This is a genomic window from Variovorax sp. (assembly GCF_035634955.1).
Taxonomy (GTDB): Bacteria; Pseudomonadota; Gammaproteobacteria; order Burkholderiales; family Burkholderiaceae_C; genus Variovorax.
In genome coordinates this window covers 526,285-540,619 of record NZ_DASQBZ010000025.1, presented here as the reverse complement: position 1 = coordinate 540,619, position 14,335 = coordinate 526,285, and the positions used below count along the sequence as shown (strand labels likewise).

Annotated in this window: 13 protein-coding genes; 8 read left to right on the top strand and 5 right to left on the bottom strand. The window is 66.3% G+C overall.

The window, feature by feature from the left end:
• Window positions 1-69 precede the first annotated feature (69 nt).
• Together VES41_RS16835 and VES41_RS16830 are read left to right on the top strand one after the other, a co-directional pair.
• Entirely contained in the window at window positions 70-1,275 is a 1,206-nt protein-coding gene (locus tag VES41_RS16835; protein ID WP_324819332.1) for an MFS transporter, read from the top strand.
• 90 nt (window positions 1,276-1,365) lie between these two features.
• The gene (locus VES41_RS16830) at window positions 1,366-1,761 is read left to right on the top strand and encodes a nuclear transport factor 2 family protein (protein WP_324819330.1); all 396 of its coding nucleotides are present in this window, start codon (window positions 1,366-1,368) and stop codon (window positions 1,759-1,761) included.
• A gap of 145 nt (window positions 1,762-1,906) precedes the next feature.
• Here the strand turns inward: VES41_RS16830 and VES41_RS16825 are convergent, their stop codons facing one another.
• Window positions 1,907-2,944: an MBL fold metallo-hydrolase gene (locus VES41_RS16825; RefSeq protein WP_324819328.1), complete on the bottom strand. Its 1,038-nt coding sequence runs from the start codon at window positions 2,942-2,944 to the stop codon at window positions 1,907-1,909.
• Window positions 2,945-3,063: 119 nt separating this feature from the next.
• Entirely contained in the window at window positions 3,064-3,927 is an 864-nt protein-coding gene (locus VES41_RS16820; protein ID WP_324819326.1) for a helix-turn-helix transcriptional regulator, read from the bottom strand.
• A gap of 239 nt (window positions 3,928-4,166) precedes the next feature.
• On the opposite strand from VES41_RS16820, the gene VES41_RS16815 reads away from it, so the two are divergent.
• The 4 genes from VES41_RS16815 to VES41_RS16800 all read left to right on the top strand — a co-directional run bounded on the left by VES41_RS16815 (window position 4,167) and on the right by VES41_RS16800 (window position 7,709).
• On the top strand, window positions 4,167-4,961 hold the full coding sequence (locus VES41_RS16815; protein WP_324819324.1) for a phosphodiesterase: 795 nt from the start codon (window positions 4,167-4,169) through the stop codon (window positions 4,959-4,961).
• Window positions 4,962-5,039: 78 nt separating this feature from the next.
• Window positions 5,040-5,351: an ASCH domain-containing protein gene (locus tag VES41_RS16810; protein ID WP_324819322.1), complete on the top strand. Its 312-nt coding sequence runs from the start codon at window positions 5,040-5,042 to the stop codon at window positions 5,349-5,351.
• 61 nt (window positions 5,352-5,412) lie between these two features.
• Window positions 5,413-6,327, top strand: coding sequence for a hypothetical protein (locus tag VES41_RS16805; RefSeq protein ID WP_324819320.1), 915 nt, complete (start codon window positions 5,413-5,415; stop codon window positions 6,325-6,327).
• A gap of 374 nt (window positions 6,328-6,701) precedes the next feature.
• Window positions 6,702-7,709 (top strand): cupin-like domain-containing protein, encoded by a 1,008-nt coding sequence (locus tag VES41_RS16800; protein WP_324819318.1) that lies wholly within the window; start codon window positions 6,702-6,704, stop codon window positions 7,707-7,709.
• A gap of 76 nt (window positions 7,710-7,785) precedes the next feature.
• Here VES41_RS16800 and VES41_RS16795 read toward each other — a convergent pair whose 3' ends face one another.
• Window positions 7,786-9,474 carry a hypothetical protein gene (locus tag VES41_RS16795; RefSeq protein WP_324819316.1) on the bottom strand — a complete coding sequence of 563 codons (1,689 nt, stop codon included), beginning with the start codon at window positions 9,472-9,474 and terminating at the stop codon, window positions 7,786-7,788.
• Between the two features lie 161 nt (window positions 9,475-9,635).
• Between VES41_RS16795 and VES41_RS16790 the strand changes: the two genes are divergently transcribed.
• Together VES41_RS16790 and VES41_RS16785 are read left to right on the top strand one after the other, a co-directional pair.
• Complete coding sequence (locus VES41_RS16790) at window positions 9,636-10,559, top strand: DMT family transporter (RefSeq protein WP_324819314.1); 924 nt, start codon at window positions 9,636-9,638, stop codon at window positions 10,557-10,559.
• Entirely contained in the window at window positions 10,552-11,286 is a 735-nt protein-coding gene (locus tag VES41_RS16785; protein WP_324819312.1) for a pseudouridine synthase, read from the top strand. Before VES41_RS16790 ends, VES41_RS16785 begins: the two co-directional genes overlap by 8 nt.
• 42 nt (window positions 11,287-11,328) lie before the next feature.
• On the opposite strand, the gene VES41_RS16780 is transcribed toward VES41_RS16785, so the two are convergent.
• Both VES41_RS16780 and thiC read right to left on the bottom strand, forming a co-directional pair.
• Window positions 11,329-12,249, bottom strand: a complete 921-nt coding sequence (locus VES41_RS16780; RefSeq protein WP_324819311.1) for a DUF808 domain-containing protein — start codon at window positions 12,247-12,249, stop codon at window positions 11,329-11,331.
• A gap of 72 nt (window positions 12,250-12,321) precedes the next feature.
• Window positions 12,322-14,232, bottom strand: a complete 1,911-nt coding sequence (thiC, locus tag VES41_RS16775; protein ID WP_324819308.1) for a phosphomethylpyrimidine synthase ThiC — start codon at window positions 14,230-14,232, stop codon at window positions 12,322-12,324.
• Window positions 14,233-14,335: the final 103 nt, after the last annotated feature.

Sequence of the window (14,335 nt, the reverse complement as noted above, 5' to 3'; positions counted from 1 at the left end):
GACGGCAATAGTTTCACACATATCAGGGTTCTGCCTAGAGTTGCGTCATCGCTTCATAGAGGCCAGCAAATGAAAACCCTGCAAACTCACCAAGCCGCGCTCTGGACCTTCAGCGGCGCCTACTTCGTTTTCGGTACCGGCAGCCTTGCGGTGATCGGGCTGATCGAGCCGATTGCGCATGATCTCGGCGTCGGCCGCACGGCCGTCGCGCAACTTGTGACCGTATTCGCCATGGCCTTCGCCGTGTTGGCGCCGGCGGTGCAGATGCTCGCTTCTCGGCTGCCACGGCGCGTACTGCTGGCGGGCGGCCTCGCCACGTTCGCGATCGGACTGATCGCTACGGCGCTGGCGCCCAGCTACGAATGGGCCATTGCCGCTCGCCTCGTGACGGCGCTGGGCGCCGCCAGCATTGGCCCGGTGGCCTCCGCGTTGGCCGCCAGCCTGGTGCCGGTCGATCAGCAGGCCAGCGCGCTCGCAACGGTTTTTGGCGGAATGACCGTTGCTACCGTGCTGGGCGTGCCTCTGTCGGCCTGGCTCGGACACGTGATGTCGTGGCATTGGGTCTTCATCGGGCTCGGCGCCCTCGCGCTCGCATGCGCCAGTGCCGTGCTGCTGGTGGTTTCCGACCGCTCGGCAGGCAATCCGGTGCACGCCCGTGACTTGGCGAACGTGTTCGAACGCCCTGCCACGCGCTGGGCGATCGGCGCCACGCTGGCGCAGATGGCCGCCCAGTTCGCCACCTACACGCTGATCGGCCTGTACCTGCACGAACGCACAGGCGCGGTGCCGGCCTCCGTGTCGGTCGCACTGCTGGCATTCGGCATCGGCGGTGTGGTGGGCAATACGCTCGTCGGACGATTCGCGGACCGCTTCGAACCGCACGCGCTGATCAAAGGCTCGCTCATCGCCCTGGGCGCTGTGTTTGCCGTGCTGGCGGTACTGCCGCGGTCCGTACCGCTGGCGCTGGTGACGCTCACCGCTTGGGCCTTGACGGGCAACCTGTTCATGGTGCCCCAGCAAAAGCGCCTGGTCGCACTAGCCCCGGCACAGCGTGGCCTGTTGCTGGCCATGAACGCCTCGGCCCTGTACGTCGGCATGTCGCTCGGCACGGTGGTCGGCTCGATGGTCAATGGCGCCGTCGGCCCGGCGTGGCTTCCGGCCGCATCGCTCGTGCTCGTGATCGCCGCGGCCGCCAGCCATGCACTGTCCCGCAAGGCGCATGCCAATGAATCCTCAACCCCTGACGTGGCCGCGGCGGCCCACGTTGGCACCTGAGGCGTGAGCACCGAGCGCCATCCCTGCGCCGGCCCCGACCGCCAAGCCCCGCACTTTGACGAAACCAGTTCTACTTCACCGGAGATTGACATGAATGCACGCACCCTGACCCAGGCCGAGATCAACAAAGCCCTGGTAGCCAACTACTATGCCGAAGTCTGGAATCGCCATGACGCCCAAGCGCTCGCGCGCTTCGTCGCCACCGACTACATCCAGCACAACCCGGCCGTGTCCAACGGTCGAGAACCGCTGCAGCAGTTCCTGGGCGGACTCTTCGCGCAACTGCCGCAAAGCGGCTTCACTGTGGCACGACTGGTCGCCGAAGGCGACCTCGTCGTCGCGCATTGTCTGTTCAAGGCGCATGCGGCCGACCGCGGAACCGCTGTGATCGATGTATACCGCGTGGCCGATGGCCTGCTGGTAGAGCACTGGGACGTGAAGGAAGCGGTACCTGAATCCACCGCCAATGGCCACCCGATGGTGTGACATGGCTTCGGCCACGACGACAGCCGTGCGTGACGACATCGGGGCCAGGGTTGGGTGTGGGCTGGCCGCCCTTGCACCAAAGCACAAAGTTGTGCGGCTGATTGCACGCGTAGATGACCTGCGTGTCTGTTGCGCGCGCCGGCCGTCAAGGTGCAGACTTTGGCAGTGGCGAATACTCCGCCGGTACCCACGCATACGCCTTGCCTTCGGGACGCACATGGCCCAGCCCCGGAAAGGGGAGGTGCGCACCGGCTACCCACCAACCTTCGGCAGCCGAGCGCTGCAGCATGGCGCGGCGTGCACGGATGGCCTCGGCACGGTCGGCATCGACTTCGTAGCTGGCCGCCGGCCGAGCGAACTGCACCGCGTGGTAGTGCACCAGGTCGCCCCAGACAAGCAGCTTGTCTTTTGCTTCGGCGCCGCCCGAGATGAGGTAGGAGGTATGCCCCGGGGTATGCCCACGCGTCTTCACCGCCTCGATGCCGCCCGGCAGGCTGCCGTCGCCCGGAGTGAAAGTCTTCAGGCGCCCCACTGAAGAATAGGCATCGAGAGCGCGGCGGGCCTGGCCGACGATGAAGCGCAGATCTTTGGGCGTACGCGTTTCGGCCTCGGAGCCTTGCCAGTACGCGGCCTCGCTGCCATCCACCCTCAAGGTGGCGTTGGGAAAAGCCCGCTTTCCGTCGCTATCGAGTACACCGCACAGATGGTCGGGGTGGGCATGCGTCAGAAGAACGTCTGCGACCTGTTCGGGCTGGAAGCCCGCGGCCTTGAGGTTCTCGACCACGTGACCGAGACCTGCGCCAAAGCAGTCGGCCGTACCGGCATCGATGAGCACGAGCCGACCACCCTGCAGCTGCACCAGATAGGCGTTGACGGCCGTCTGCAGGCCGGCCTCGCTCTCGGGCACGTAGCGATGGCTCAGCAGTGCGTTGACCTGGGCGGGCGTGAGGCCGGCAATCTGTGCGCGCGGCAGCCGCACCACCCCATCGAAGAGCGCGGTGACGCGCAAGGTGCCGATAGTCTGATGGTAGTAGCCCGGTGCCTGCTGCACGTCAGCGGAGGACGTTGCCTGCAGCTGTTGCGCCGTGGCAGGCACAGCCCCTGCAACTAGCAGGGCTGCAAGCAGCACGAAGGGAAAAAGAAAGGCGGTGCGACGCGGATGGGTCCAGGTGGATGAGGGCATGGGGAGTTCTTCAGGTTGACGAAGTCTTTGCCACCACGGACTCGGCTGCCGCAGTGCCCGTCCATGCTCGCATCGTCTGCCTGCGCGAATCGCTCAATTTGTTGCGCGATCCGCTCGCATCATCTGGGTTCTGAATTTCCATTGCCAATCAGCGATGGTTCCAGGCCGTAGCGTTGTGCAAAGCGCCGGACAAAAGTGGGCGCCGACTGATAGCCGACCCGCGCCGCCACCGTCTTCACCGGCCAGCGCGTGGTGTAGAGCAGCTGCATCGCGCAGGCCAGTCTTGCGTCGGTGACCACGTCGATCAGCGAGCGGCCTTCGGCGGCCAGGCGGCGGCGCAAAGTGGCTCCGCTCAGGCCCAGTTCGTCTTCGAAGTCGCGCGAACGCCAGGCGCGTTCCGGTTCCGCGACCACCAGCGAGCGGATCTGCGCAGTGAAGGTGGGCGGCGGTGGAGCCAGCACCGCCGTATGTCCCATCGCGCAAAGCTGCACCACCATGTCGGCCAGCGCTGCCCGTGCAGGTCCGTAGGCACCGGAAGTCAGCGAATCGGCCCACGCCATCAGTTGCGCCGTCATGCGCTGCGCCGGCAATCCCACAACCGGCGGGCCGCCTTGCGCCGCGGGCTGGGCCCACAGCATGCGTGCAGCGTCGATCACTTCATCGCAGATGGGGATGGTGATGGTGAGATAAAGGCCGTTTTCGTCCGGCCAGTTGAACGCATCGAGTTGGCAGGGCCGCGTGACCAGGAACATGTCCCCCGCGATGAGCGAGACCGCGCTGTCGCCCATTCCTTGCAGGCGCTTGCGCCCGCGCAGCACCACGCCGAAGGTCGGCTTGTCGATGTCGGCCGAACGCACGCCGTGCTCACGCGTTGCGCAGATGCACGCGTACTCCTTCGACAGCGCGTTGTCGGCGGTGAGCGCCGTCAGCCGATCCAACAGGAGCGTAGGTGCGAGTGAGTGGGCAAAGGCGAGGCTCGTCATGGATAGTGCTGCTCAATTCTCGTGATCCTGCGGGAGGATGATCAGTTGGGGGATTCTCACGTGCGTTGGCTGCCCGAGTACGAAGAGGCCGGGTTGAATGTTGAAGATCTTGACATTGCTGCGGGTCAGCCTCGCATCGTTGACGCAGAAGTCGGCGCCGGGCCTTCGCCGGCAAGCCATGCAGTGCGCGAAGCTGGAATGAATGCTGCTTGCGCTTCGTACAGCACTACATTCACGTCATGCTGGTAGCTCAGATCTCTGATCCTCACATTCGCCCCGCAGGCGAGCTCTATCAGGGTGTGGTCGATTCGAACCGCATGTTCGGCGATGCCATTCGACATGTGCTCGGACTGGACAGACGACCGGACCTTGTCTTGCTGACGGGCGACCTGGTCGATGAAGGGACGCCCGAGGAATACGAAATGGCTCGGCACCTGCTGTCCGCCCTCACCATTCCCTACCTCGTCATCCCTGGCAACCATGACCAGCGAGACGCCTTCCGAGTGGCCTTCGCCGACTGCACGTATATCCCGACCAGTGGCGCACTGCACTACTGCATCGACGATTACCCGGTGCGCATCATCGCCCTGGACTCCTGCGTTCCAGGGCGCCACCATGGCGATGTGGACGCCGCCGGTCTGGCGTGGCTGAGGCGAACACTGCAGGCCAACCCGTCCAAGCCGACCCTGTTGATGCTGCATCACCCACCATTCGCGAGCGGCATCCCTTACATGGACCTTTACCGATACCTGGAACCGGGGCCACTCGAAGCCATCGTCCGCTCCTTTGAAAACGTCGAGGCCGTGCTGTGCGGCCATGTGCACAGAGTAATGCTCCGGCGCTGGGGCGGCACCATCGTGTGCTCGTGCCCGAGCAGCACGACTGAGATTGCTCTCCGGCTGGCCCGCGACGCGGCGCCCGCGTCGTACCTGGGGCCGCCGGCCTGCATGCTCCATTTGTGGGACGAGCGGCATGGCTTGGTCAGTCACCTGAGCCACATGGGGCAATACGAGGGGCCATACCCGTTCGCTTGATGACGCATTCTGCAGAATCCGCCCAACAGCGGACATCGGCGGTAGGCCACCGAAGGCTGCTTTGGCCGCCCAACGAGCATGAGCATTCCTTCAAACATCGAATGGTTCTGGAACGCATTCCTCGCGGAGGTTGGAGAGGATTGCTCCGACCGGTTTTTTGAGGCCTTCCACTTTGATGACAACGAGGCAGATGCCAATGAACTTGCCGACCTCGTGCTTACAGGCGTCAAGCGGGCCACCGCCAGCCTCGTCTGGTCACTTGAAAGCGCGGGCACCACCCCTCCCCAGCCCGGTGCCCTCAGCGTCGTCACGTACTGGGATGGAAGCCCGGTGTGCGTCATCGAAACGCAAGAGGTCAAGGTCTTGCCGTTCGAGCAAGTCACTGGGTGACGGTGGCGCAACCGCGTCTTCTGAGCCTATAACCGTGCCTTTCACTCCGACGGAGGCGAGCATGTTCACTCCGAGAAGCGGCATTCTTCTATTGGTCCTGGTCCTCTTTACGGCGACGCCAAGAGCCCAACCAAGCGCTCAGGTGAACGCCACGCTGCCCACCGTCTTTGTTGGGCAGGCGCAAGGTACGCAGGACCCCCATCGCACCGGATGGCTTGGTTACTGGCGTGGTCGCGTCGGGCATCTCAAAGACATCGACATGAAGATCGTTGTGCAGGAGATCTCTGCCGACGATCGGGCCACATTGGCGTACTCATGGGCCGACACATCTGGGGGCGCAACCAGTCGTTTGGTGGGGGTCGTCTCAGGCGCGCAGATCAAAGTAGACATGCCCTTTGGCGAACGTCTGAACTTGGACATCAATTCGTCAGGAGATCAGGTCGCAGCCGAGTTCATAGGCATCGGTGGCGGTCCCGCGGGACTTTCTTCCTATTTCAAGAAGGGCACATTGACCAGGCAACTAGGTCCGACCGAAGCTGAAGCCGATCAAGGCGCTCAAGAGGCGATTGCCGCGAACCGTAGCCATGAAGCTGTCGTGCCGCCGCCGCAGGACTCCTCGCGGACCGCGAGCGAGCAGCCTAAGGGCGGTCCTTGGATCGGCTATTGGCACGGCTGGTTTGGACTCAGGAAAGAGACCGACATGAAGATGGTCATCGAAGAAATCCGCGGAAACAAGGCGCGCGTTCGGTGGGCCTGGGCCTCGCCTCATGAGGCAAAGGGCTTCGTGCTCCGCCCAACTTTGGACAACGGGTCGCTCCTTCACAAGCAGTCCACCGGGTGGCTCGCCTTCCGGCTGCGGCCGTCCGGCAATGCCATCGAGGTTGTGCGAACGATGGATGTAGGGGGAGTACCCAGTGGCATATATGGCGTGCTGTATCGCGAACCGACGCCCGACGCCCTTGGGCCAGCGAAGTAGCTACGAGTTTTCGACGTCGGTACCGATATGTCAGGATTTCTCCTCAGGGGCACGCGGCGAAGGACCGCTTTTCTCCGAGCGCGAGTTCCGCTATGGGCCCAAAGCGGCTGTACTCGACGCTCCGTTCCGGACATTGCACGACGGTCCGCTATCGATAGCCCGATGTCCTGTACCGGGCGCGACCCTCGCGTTCGCACCCGTGTTTCCTCAGCCCTAGGCAAGCGCGTCAAAGCCGCCAGGACTCGGCCCGGAACGCTCAAAAGCGTCGCATTCCTGTTGCAGCGCAAACCCCTACCAGGCATACGAACGTTCTCAAATATTCTGATCCTCGTTGCACCAAATAAACACCAAGAGGTTGCACAAGGAGTTCATCGATGATGAATGTGTTCTCCCGCGGAGGACCGCTGCGCGAGATCGCGCCCCCAGGTCTGATCGATCTTGGCAACAAGGAGATCTGGAAGACGCTCAACGAACGTCCCTTCCTGTTCTCGCATCGATTGGCGCACCATCCACTGTTCACGCTGCCGCGCCTGGCGCAATTGTCCGAGCTTGCGTTCGATCGCCCGGACTACGGACGCTACATCGCCGCGAACGAAGTGTCTTTGCCGAAGGGCGAGCTCAAGCGCCGATTGCATCAGGACATCCTGAATATCGGCAGCAACGGCAAATGGATCGGGCTGCACTACATCGACGAGATGCACGAAGACTATGCCGCTCTGTACGAATCGCTGCTCGTCGACATCGAACAACTGACAGGGTTTCCGGTTCGTCGGCGGATGGCGTGGGGCAGCATGTCTGTCTTCATCTCTGCGCCCGGGCTCGTCACGCCATACCACTTCGACCACGACACCAATTTCCTCATGCAGGTGCAGGGCGAGAAGGAAGTCCGCCTCTACCCGCGCGGGCTGGCCACGCTCACTCTCGAGGAAATAGAGGACTTCTACCACCACAACCCGGTGGCGGGACGGTACCGCGACGACCTCGCATCAGCCGGCGAGTCCTTCTTCCTCAAGCCCGGCAACGCGGTGCATCACCCGCCGTTGGCTGCACATCAGGTTCGGAATGGACAAGAGGTTTCCGTGAGCGTCGCGATCTACTATGTGACGCCGGACATGGAAGAGCAGGCCCGGGTACACCAAGCCAACTATTGCTTGCGTCGGATGGGCCTTCGGCCGCGTCCAGTGGGCGCCTCTCGGTTTTGGGATGGCGTCAAGAGCGGCGTGATGAAGGGGATCTCGAAATCCCGCCCGAGAACACACGACGAGATGCTCTATTCCGGAATTCTGCGCGTGCGAGCACCGCTGAAGTTGGCAAAGACGCTCAAGCAAAGTGTCGTCAGCCGGTTGCGGCGCGCACCCGCGCACCTCTCGTCACCCCCCTGAATCCGCCCGCGGCTCGCCGCGGTCCCTTTCCAGCGCCGCCGCCTGCGCAAGCTTGCGAACAGGCGGCGGCGCTGCATCACGGCTGCGTCACCTTCGCCGTGCTGAGCAGCAGCGTCTGCATGCCATTGAGCTGCGTCAGGTGCGCGACATTGAAGCCGGCGCCGCGTACGTTGAGCGAGGTCACTTCGCTCAGGACAGCGGTCGCCGCGCGATGGCGCAGGCCCGTGCGCGGCGCGTTCAGCGTCCACTGGTCATCGGGCTGGTCCGTGGCGCCGCTCATGCGCGCGGTGCGGGTGTACGTCATCGACGACGCGTCCACCGTGGCGATGGTGGCGGTGTTTGCGCCGAACATGGCCGCATTGCCCGTCGGATCGAGGGTGATATCCCAGCTGTTGGTGACTGCGCCCACCGCCGGCATCGCCTCGGCCTGCTCCTTGGCGCCCAGCAGCATGCCCTGGGTTGAGGCGACGAACATCGCCGTCTGGCCGTTGGCATTCTTGAACAACTGGGCCCTGGCGACGCCCTCGCTGTCGACCAGTTCGAAACTGCCCTCGTCCGTCCTGTTGACGGTCAGGACGTCCTCCGCCGGCCAGGCTTCGCAGGTTTCGCTGGCGCACTCGGCACCGCCGACGAAGTCGCCCGCCTCGTTGAACTGGAGCTTCACGGCCGATTGGCCATACCTGTCGTCACCGGCATTGCCGGCGCCGAGTTCGTAGCCGAGCAGGTTCCACGTGCCGGCAAGTTCTGACTTGGGCAGGTCCTGCACCGGAACCAGCAGGCTCAGGTGGGCCATCTGCTGCGGCGGCGCGGTGCGCATCAGGATCACGCCCGTATTGCTGACGACGAACGTCACGGGGAACGGCGCATCGGCCGCGGTGAACGTGCAGGCCTCGGACCCGGGCACCAGGGTCAACTTGTCGGTGCCATCGGTCGCGGCGATGGTCAACGCGGGCGCGTCGACCGTCACCTTCACCGCGGCATCCATGACGTTGTAGGTGCCGCTGCGCAGCGGTGCGCAGCTGGAGGCAGGCGGTTGCAGCAGCGTCTTGGCTGGCGCGTTCGTGCCGGGGCTGGTCGCCATTGCGGCGGCAAGATCCGCGAGCGCCACCTGGCGCGCACTGAGTTGCGCCATGAGCTCGTCGAGCGCCTGGTCGAACGCATTGCCAGCGCCGCCGGCGGACGTCGCCGCGGTCAGCTGCGACGTCAGCGGATCGACGCCGCCCAGCGCGATCACGCCCGCCAGCGCATCGGCCACTTTCTTGATGGCGTCGGTGATGGCCTGCTGGTTCAGCATGGCCTGGAACGAGGCTTGAAAGTCCGCAAAGAGGGCGGCCGGGTTCTGGCCCGAAGCAGCCGCGACGACGAATTCCGACAGCGGCGTGATGTTGGCCACCTTCGGGCCGACGACGGAAGCCGGCACCAGCGAGTGCAGGAAGGTCGAATCGGGCAGCGCCACCCTCAGCACGCACGGCGCCTGCGACTGGGCCGGCAGGACCATGCTGAACGTGCCGTCCGCCGCCGTGGTCGCGGTGCCGGTGCCGGTTGCGCATCGCGCCTCCACCGGGGCGTTCGCGATGGCCAGGCCCGTGGCCGCCGTGCCGCTGATGCTCAGGGCATCTGCCTGGGGTGCGGTGGTCACCGGCGCGGACTGGTCGCCGCTCGTCGCGGACGCCCCGCTCGAAGCCGAGTCGCCGCCGCCACCGCCACACGCGGTCAGGACAGCCACCATCACGGCGGAAAGGATGACGCGAAACTTCTGCTGCATTGATTCCCTCTGTTGTTCTGAACGAGCTGAGATTGGCTCGCGGCGAACCGTAACAGCACTTGTTACTAACTGTGTCATCAAATTGAGGGGCGCCCAGCGCGCCGATGACAACTAGTTCACGACCATGTCGATCGCGTGCGGAACTGCAACAATCGGCCGCGATGTCTTCCCTCAGCCGACAACAGCTCGCCCTGCTCATCCCTCTGACGCTGACCTGGGGCCTGAACTGGCCGGTGATGAAACTGGGGCTGGCCGGCTTCCCGCCACTGACCTTCCGCGCCCTCTCGATCTGGCTGGGCGTGCCGGTGCTCGGCCTGGCGCTGGTGTGGATGAAGGTGCCGTTCCGGATGCCGCGCCAGCATTGGCGCGAGCTGCTGTGGCTGGCCGCGACGAACATGTTCGCCTGGCACGCGTGCATCATCGTCGCCCTCAAGCACCTGCCGAGCGGGCGCGCGGCCATCCTCGGTTACAGCATGCCGATCTTCTCGGCGCTGCTGGGCGCGCTGCTGTTCAAGGCACCGCTGGCACGGCGCGCGTGGCTCGGCGTCGGCGCGGCGGCGCTCGGCGTGCTCCTGCTGCTGTGGCACGAGGTCACCAACCTGTCCGGCCAGCCCGGCTATGTGCTAATGGCGCTGGTGGCCGCCTGTACCTGGGCGCTGGGCACGCAACTGCTGCGCCGCACCGCCATCCCGGTCCCCACCCTCGCCCTCTCCTTCTGGATGACCGTGCTGACCGCGGTGGTCATCTCGCTGCTGGCCGTGCTGCTCGAACAACCCCAGTGGCGTGCGCCCGGCCTCGCCACCTGGAGCGCCGTCGCCTACAACGCCGTGCTGATCTTCGGCTTCGCGCAAGCCGCCTGGTTCGCGCTGGCCCGCGGCCTGCCGCCGGTGGCGTCGACGCTCAGCGTCATGCTGATCCCGGTGATCGGCGTCTTCAGCAGCGCGCTGTGGCTGGGCGAAGTCGTTCATTGGCAGGACTGGGCGGCCGTGGTGCTGATGGTGGCGGCCATCGCCTCGGTGCTGTGGCCCGCGCGCCAGCGCGCCGCCCCTTCGGGCGGTGCCAGCGCACGCTCGAGCCATGTCTGAGCCCGTGCTGCGCATCCTGTATCGGGACGAGGCGCTGGTCGCCGTCGACAAGCCACCGGCGCTGCTGGTGCACCGCACCGGGCTGGATGCCGGCGAAACCCGCTTTGCCATGCAGATGCTGCGCGACCAGCTGGGGCAGCCGGTGTGGCCGGCGCACCGGCTCGACAAGGGCACCAGCGGCGTGCTGCTGTTCGCGCTGAGCGCCACGCACGCCCGCACGCTCGGCCAGGCCTTCGAGGCGCCGGACGCGGTGCGCAAGACCTATCTCGCCATGGTGCGCGGCTGGCCGCCCGAAGCCGGCCTGGTCGACCACCCGTTGCGGCGCATGGCCGACGATGCCCGCGCCGGCCGGCTGGAGGAACAATCGGCGCAGACGCGCTACCGCACGCTGGCGCGCCACGAGCTGCCGCTGCCCTACGGCAGCTTTGCCACCACGCGCTGCGCGTGCGTCGAGCTGCAGCCGCTGACCGGCCGCCGCCACCAGCTGCGGCGCCACCTCAAGCACATCGCGCATCCGATCGTCGGCGACGCGACGCACGGCAAGGGCCCGCTCAACCGGGCGGTGGCCGGCCTGCTCGGCGGCCAGCGACTGTGGTTGCATGCGCTGCGGCTCGAGCTGCCGCATCCGCTGGGTGGCGAACCGCTGTGCCTGGAGGCGCCGCCCGGCGAGGAATGGGGTGACTGGGCGACCTGGCAGGTCGGGCAACCGCTGCGGCCAGCGGCGTAGGGCGCGCGGCAAGTAGCGCCCCGGTCGCGCCGCAGCGCCCGCTCAGGCGTGCGCGCCCTTGCCTCGCCCGAGCACCTTCTTTCCCGCTTCCACCACCAGCAGCACGATCGCGCCGGCGATGATGCCGATCACCGCATTGGCGAGCATGGTGCCCAGCGCGGCCGCCAGCCCACCCCAGGCGGCCACGACGGCTTCGACGCCGTGCGCGACGGCCGGCACGCCGTGCACCAGGATGCCGCCGCCCACCAGGAACATGGCGGCGGTGCCGGCGATCGACAGGCCCTTCATGAGCCACGGCGCGGCGCGCAGGATGGCGCGGCCTACCGCCTGCGTCGCGCCGCCCGCGCGCTGGCTCAGGTACAGGCCGAGATCGTCCAGCTTGACGATGCCCGCCACCAGCCCGTAGACGCCCACCGTCATCACCAGCGCAATGCCTACCAGCACCGTCAGCTGCGTGGTGAAGGGCTGGCCGCTGACCACGCCGAGCGAGATGACGATGATCTCGGCCGACAGGATGAAGTCGGTGCGGATGGCGCCCTTGACCTTGTCGCGCTCCACCTCGCGCAAGTCGACGTCACCCTTGACCAGGGCCGCCTTGAGCGCCGCGTCCTCCTGCTGCGCCTCTTCCTTGTGCAGGAACCTGTGCGCCAGCTTCTCCACGCCCTCGAAGCACAGGAAGGCGCCGCCCACCATCAGCAGCGGCGTCACCAGCCAGGGCAGGAAGTGCGCGATGAGCAGCGCCGCCGGCACCAGAATGGCCTTGTTGACCAGCGACCCCTTGGCCACGGCCCACACCACCGGCAGTTCGCGGTCCGCCTTGACGCCGGAGACCTGCTGCGCGTTGAGCGCCAGGTCGTCCCCCAGCACGCCTGCCGTCTTCTTGGCGGCCGCTTTCGTCAGGATGGATACGTCGTCCAGTACGGTGGCGATGTCGTCGAGCAGGAGCAGGAGGCTGGAGGCCATGCGGCGGGCTTCGTTGTCTGTGAGGAAGGCGCCATGGTAAGCGCCGCGGCCGCCGCCGGCCGCGCATGCCCTTCAGCTCGAGGCCGGTTCGATCGGGATGTAGAACTCCCCGCCCGCGCGCCGGAACTCGTCCGACTTGGCCTGCATGCCCTGCTGCCGCGCCGCGTCCTCGCTCAAGCCCTGGGCGGCGGCGAACTCGCGCACTTCCTGCGTGATCTTCATCGAGCAGAACTTCGGGCCGCACATGGAGCAGAAATGCGCCTCTTTGCTCGAGTCCTTGGGCAGCGTCTCATCGTGGAAGTCGCGAGCCGTCTCCGGGTCCAGGCTGAGGTTGAACTGGTCGGTCCAGCGGAACTCGAAGCGTGCCTTGCTCAACGCGTCGTCCCGTGCCCGCGCGCCGGGGTGGCCCTTGGCGACGTCGGCGGCGTGCGCGGCGATCTTGTAGGCAATGATGCCGGCCTTGACGTCCTCGCGGTCCGGCAGGCCCAGGTGCTCCTTGGGCGTGACGTAGCACAGCATGGCCGTGCCGAACCAGCCGATCATGGCCGCGCCGATGGCCGAGGCAATGTGGTCGTAGCCCGGCGCGATGTCGATGGTCAGCGGGCCCAGCGTGTAGAACGGCGCCTCGTCGCAGTGCTTGAGCTGCTCGTCCATGTTGGCCTGCACCAGGTGCATCGGCACGTGGCCCGGGCCCTCGATCATGGTCTGCACGTCGTGCTTCCAGGCGATGCGGGTCAGTTCGCCCAGCGTGCGCAGCTCGGCGAACTGGGCCTCGTCGTTGGCGTCGGCGGCGCAACCCGGGCGAAGGCCGTCGCCCAGCGAGAAGCTCACGTCGTACGCCTTCATGATGTCGCAGATGTCCTCGAAGTGCGTGTAGAGGAAGCTCTCCTGGTGATGCGCGATGCACCACTTGGCCATGATCGAGCCGCCGCGCGAGACGATGCCGGTGCGGCGCTGCGCGGTCATCGGCACGAACGGCAGGCGCAGGCCGGCATGGATGGTGAAGTAGTCGATGCCCTGCTCGGCCTGCTCGACCAGCGTGTCGCGGAAGATCTCCCATGTCAGGTCCTCAGCCACGCCGCCGACCTTCTCCAGTGCCTGGTAGATCGGCACCGTGCCGATGGGAACCGGCGAGTTGCGCACGATCCAGTCGCGCGTGGTGTGGATGTTGCGGCCGGTGGAAAGATCCATCACGTTGTCGGCGCCCCAGCGGATCGCCCACACCAGCTTCTCAACTTCCTCCTCGATGCTCGATGTGACCGCCGAGTTGCCGATGTTGGCATTGATCTTGACCAGGAAGTTGCGGCCGATGGCCATCGGCTCCACCTCGGGGTGGTTGATGTTGGCCGGGATGATGGCGCGGCCCCGCGCCACCTCGTCGCGCACGAACTCGGGCGTGACCACCTGCGGAATGCGCGCGCCCATCGGGTTGCCGGCCAGGCGCCGCTCGCGCTCGGCGTCGCCGAGGTATTCGCGCATCCATTCGCGCTTGCCGTTCTCGCGGATGGCCACGTATTCCATCTCGGGCGTGACGATGCCCCGGCGCGCGTAGTGCATCTGCGTGACGTTGGCGCCGGCCTTGGCGCGGCGCGGCATGCGCTGCAGCTGGGCGGCGTCGCGGCGCAGGGCCGCCAGGCGCTGGCTGGCCTCGTCCTTGGCGCCGTCGTCCAGCGCCTGCGGGGCGCGGCCGGTGTAGTAGGCGCTGTCGCCGCGCGCGTCGATCCAGTCGCGCCGCAGCGGCGGCAGGCCGCGCCGCACGTCGATGTCGGCGGCCGGGTCGGTGTACGGGCCGGAGGTGTCGTAGAGCGTGACGCACTCGCCGTTGGTGAGCGTCAGTTCGCGCATCGGCACGCGGATGTGCGGATGCACCGCGCCGGCCACGTGGGTCTTGGTGGATGCGGGAAACGGCTCGCGGGCGCGCGCCAGCTGCCGGGCGAACTCTTCCGCCGCGGCGAGGTGTCGGGAATCGAGGGGTGCGTTCATCTTCAGGTCCTTTCCGTTTGGGAGCAAAGCCAGTTGCTCCGGAAAGTGCCCTGAAGTGGCGCCGGCGGCGCCGCCGCCGGTGCAACACCCGCGTGCGGGTGGA